This window comes from Lacticaseibacillus salsurae (assembly GCF_045862175.1).
In the GTDB taxonomy this organism is placed as follows: Bacteria; Bacillota; Bacilli; order Lactobacillales; family Lactobacillaceae; genus Lacticaseibacillus; species Lacticaseibacillus salsurae.
The window spans coordinates 1-4,107 of the sequence record NZ_BAAFZI010000097.1; the positions used below are offsets into that span (position 1 = coordinate 1).

Below are 4,107 nucleotides of genomic sequence, written 5' to 3' on the forward strand. Positions count from 1 at the left end.
CTCAACTTTTGCACGGAACACTGCACGAGCCTTGATCACCGGTATTGCCTATAACCTGGTTCAGCTCTTTAAACAGCTCTTTGTCTCGGAAGACCGTCGTTCAACCATCTCCTCGCTACGGTTCAGTCTCTTTCACATCGCCGGTAGGATTACTTGGCACGCCCGTCGTGTGGTGATTCATCTTGCTTCTAACTATGTTTACAAGAACTGGTTTAGTCGGCTCATGGACGAAGTCCATCAGTTGGCGACCTGAACTGAATAACTGAATAGGTCGTGCGTCGAGCCGAAAACTGGGTCGGTCTGTTCGTGGTGCATCGATCACCAACTTCTCCGCTCAGTCAGTATTCGCAACGCTCCAAACGTTGCTTTCAGACCGGCCAGATGCGATTTCATGTCCCAAATACCGAGGTGAATAATCCAGGTTTCAGTAAACAACGCTTCAATTCCTGAAACCACCTGCGTTAATTCTAATTCAGCCATCTGCTTATTACCCCATTCTGCATCCTTGTCAGCCGATCCTTCTAACTTCTAAGTATACCGTCGAAGTGATTAAGTAGCTAGTTTTGCGCATAGTTATCGTTCACTCCCAGCTATAATCGTGGCGTGATCAAGGATTTGGTGGAGACAATTCCAGAAGCAGACTTCGATATTGCCTCTGACGACTCGCAGGGGCAAGTTGAGATTATTGGGTGGCTGTATCAGTACTATAATCAAGAGCCCAAAGATGCCGCCTTCAAGAAGCGTAACTACTCACAGGCAGACATTCCTGCTGTGACACAGTTATTTACGCCAGATTGGATTGTGAAGTATCTTGTTGAGAATTCCCTAGGGCGATTGTGGATCAATCACTTGCAGGTCGTTGGCGATACGCGTTCAGCTCTTGAATTGGCACAAGCTTTTCAGTGGCAATATTTCATGCCAGAAGCAAAGCAACCTGACAACATTAAACTACACGTCCAAGCGAATAATGCCAACTTAACGGAATTAAAGCCCGAGAAGCTTACCATGATCGATCCTTCGATGGGTTCTGGCCACATTCTGATCTATGCGTTTGATGTGCTGATACAAATCTATACAACAGAAGGCTACTCACAACGTGAAGCTGCTAAATCGATTTTGGCACATAACTTGTTTGGTGCGGATATCGATAAGCGTGCCTTTCAATTGGCATATTTTGCGATGATGATGAAAGGTAGGCAGTATGACCGTCGAATTCTCAGATCGGATGTAGCTCCACATGTATTTGATATTCCATCTGTTCATTGGTCTCACTCTGATCTAGAGCTATTATCAGACGATCCGGGAACAATTCAATCGTTGGAAACTGTCAGCTCACTATTTGGTAGTGGTGATGAACTTGGATCCTTGATCAATGTGGATCCGAATACAACCGATCTAGAAAGCCTACACGAAATAGTAAGCGCAAATGATTCGGCTGGTCAATTATCGTTGCAAAGCGCCCATGTGAGTCAATTGTGCCATGATTTGGATGCGGTTCTAAATGTCTTGGATCTGTTAACAACTCAATATCAAATCGGTATTACGAACCCACCTTACATGGGTTCAGGTAAGATGCCATCTAAACTCTCTACTTTTGTTAAAAAGCATTATCCAAATAGTAAATCCGATCTTTTCGCTGTGTTTATGGAACGATTACGAGATCTAACGATAGATCATGGTTATTACGCCATGATCACGCAGCATCAGTGGATGTTCCTTTCAAGTTTCGAAGCGTTACGCAAACAATTAAGCCAGCAAACCTTTATTAACCTTACCCATCTAGGCACGCGTGCTTTCGAAGAAATCGGAGGTGAAGTCGTTCAGTCAGTAGCGTTTGTCATGCAAAATTCACCCGTCAGCGGCTATATTAGCACGTATGAGCGATTGGTAGATCTTGACTCTCAGAGTAAGAAGGAACAAGCCTACCTTAAGGCAGTTAACGATCCTGACTTAAGCTATGTTTATCGAGCTAATCAAGCGAACTTTGAGAAGATTCCAGGAAGTCCGATTGCGTATTGGATTTTGAAATCGAGTATTCAAGTATTTCAAAAGCCGCTTCTTGGTGAACTGGTCGCACCAAGAACAGGTCTACAAACGGGTGATAATGCTCAATTTCTACGTAAATGGTTCGAAGTAGATTCAACAAAAACCAATATTCTATCTAGTGACAAAACCCAAAACACTTCATGTAAATGGTTAAAAATCAATACCGGCGGTGATTCTATCCGATGGTACGGACAATATAACACCGTTATTAATTGGGAACATGGTGGGCGTAATGTTAAAAATCAAAAATCCTCCGTAATTCGCAACGAATCTTATTATTTTCACGCCGGTATTTCATGGAAGCGAATAGGTTCGTCAAGCATGAATTTCAAGCTGTTGCCAACGAATTTTATTTTTGATCAATCTGGTGATTCTCTTTTCACTACTGAAATACCAATTGGAGAGTTGATATCTTATTTGAACTCGAAAGTTGCTGCATACTTCTTGAAAGCCTTTGCCCCAACACTCAATTTAACAGCTGGAAACATTAGCAATTTGCCTTTTCTTCCTGCCAATGATCCGAGGATAACTAAGATTTCATCAGCAAACATTAAATTGTCAGAGTTTGAATGGAATTTAGGTGAACAGTCATGGAACTTTGTGAGTGATCGATTGATCATGCTTATCGTTGAGCATACACTCGCACTCCTACGAAAACTCGCGGATATTCAAGCGCATGTGCCAAAAATGTGCCAACGTATCATCATACCATTCAAAGGAGTGAATCAATTATCATGGTAAGTTATCGTAAACGCGGCAATGTTTGGCAATACGAGATTTCATACAAAGACCTCGATGGAACCTACAAGAAACTACGAAAGTCTGGTTTCCCGTTAAAAAGTGATGCGGAGCTCGCCGCCAGCCAGATTCGATCAGATTATGTTAGCGTACGTCATTACAAAGCTGGTAACATATCTCTAGCCGATTACTTTCAACGTTGGGTCAACTTGTACAAGCATAATTCCGTGAGTGCTGTTACTCTAATCAAGTATGATAATACTCTGGATCACATACGACAGCTATTCGGTCATACCTTAATCAAAGATATCACGCGTTCCATGTATCAAGAACGTATTAATCAATTTGCTGAAACCCACGCACCTCGTACTGTTGCTACTTTTCATAAGCAGATTCGAGCGGCCATATTAGATGCATTAGACGAAAAAATAATCTCGGTTGATCCGACTCGTAAAATTGTAATTAGTGGTCATACTCTTCCTCATCCCAAGAAGGCGCTTGATTACCATGAATGGCAAGTCCTTGTATCACACTTAGACTACACTTGCCGAGAACAACTGATCATTTACATTGCTGCCATGACTGGCATGCGCTATGCTGAAGTTCTCGGACTAACGCCACAAGACCTTGACCATTCGAATACTCACTTACTCGTCAATAAAACCTGGGACTATAAATACCATTCCGGCTTCATGAAAACCAAAACTCGCGCATCTAATCGAAAAATCCTGATTGATTCTACCCTCGCAACGTGTTTCCGAGCATACGTTGAAGCCAATAGCATCAAGCCTCAAGATCCTCTATTTCTAGTTGACGGCCGGGCACCAGTGAGTGCTGAAATTAACAAGGCACTTACTAACAAACTTCATGATCTAGGGTTACCACGCATTACTTTTCATGGACTGCGCCACACACACGCTTCAATTCTGTTATTTCAAGGCGTCAGTGTGCTCTCTGTTTCCAAACGTCTCGGCCACGCTAATATCACTACGACGCAATCCACATATCTACATGTTATCAAAGAACTGGAGGAACAAAGTAACGATAAAATCCTACACATAATCTCGCTTCAATAATTCGGCACATTTCTTGGCACATTCACTAATAAGATAGTATTTTCCAACGGCTTGGAATTCCAACACGCTTCGGTTCTATTTCGGAAAATTTCAGCTTAAGCGCGTCAGATAGTCGATCACTCGTAAGCACCCAATAACAGACCGTCTTGAAAATCAATAGAGGCCCGTTCCCAGATTCAGGGAAGCGGACCTCTTTGCTTTAAGCGACGGTCGATTGGGCGGTACCGGTAAATGTTTGGTTCCAAGG

The 4,107-nt window shown here is 42.8% G+C and carries 4 protein-coding genes; 3 read left to right on the plus strand and 1 reads right to left on the minus strand.

The window, feature by feature from the left end:
- Window positions 1-253, plus strand: a 253-nt coding sequence (locus ACKTSG_RS13700; RefSeq protein WP_407891817.1) for a transposase, incomplete at its 5' end; no start/stop codon positions are given.
- 65 nt (window positions 254-318) lie between these two features.
- On the opposite strand, the gene ACKTSG_RS13705 is transcribed toward ACKTSG_RS13700, so the two are convergent.
- Window positions 319-480 carry a hypothetical protein gene (locus ACKTSG_RS13705; RefSeq protein ID WP_407895542.1) on the minus strand — a complete coding sequence of 54 codons (162 nt, stop codon included), beginning with the start codon at window positions 478-480 and terminating at the stop codon, window positions 319-321.
- A gap of 138 nt (window positions 481-618) precedes the next feature.
- Between ACKTSG_RS13705 and pglX the strand changes: the two genes are divergently transcribed.
- Complete coding sequence (pglX, locus tag ACKTSG_RS13710) at window positions 619-2,787, plus strand: BREX-1 system adenine-specific DNA-methyltransferase PglX (protein WP_407895544.1); 2,169 nt, start codon at window positions 619-621, stop codon at window positions 2,785-2,787.
- Entirely contained in the window at window positions 2,781-3,860 is a 1,080-nt protein-coding gene (locus ACKTSG_RS13715; protein WP_238059683.1) for a site-specific integrase, read from the plus strand. The genes pglX and ACKTSG_RS13715 overlap by 7 nt, the downstream gene beginning before the upstream one ends.
- The last annotated feature ends 247 nt before the right edge of the window (window positions 3,861-4,107 follow it).

What these genes read in the sequence shown, in the direction of transcription:
- ACKTSG_RS13705 (WP_407895542.1), bottom strand. Translation starts at nt 480, where the DNA reads ATGGCTGAATTAGAATTAACGCAGGTGGTTTCAGGAATTGAAGCGTTG.
- ACKTSG_RS13715 (WP_238059683.1), top strand. Translation starts at nt 2,781, where the DNA reads ATGGTAAGTTATCGTAAACGCGGCAATGTTTGGCAATACGAGATTTCA.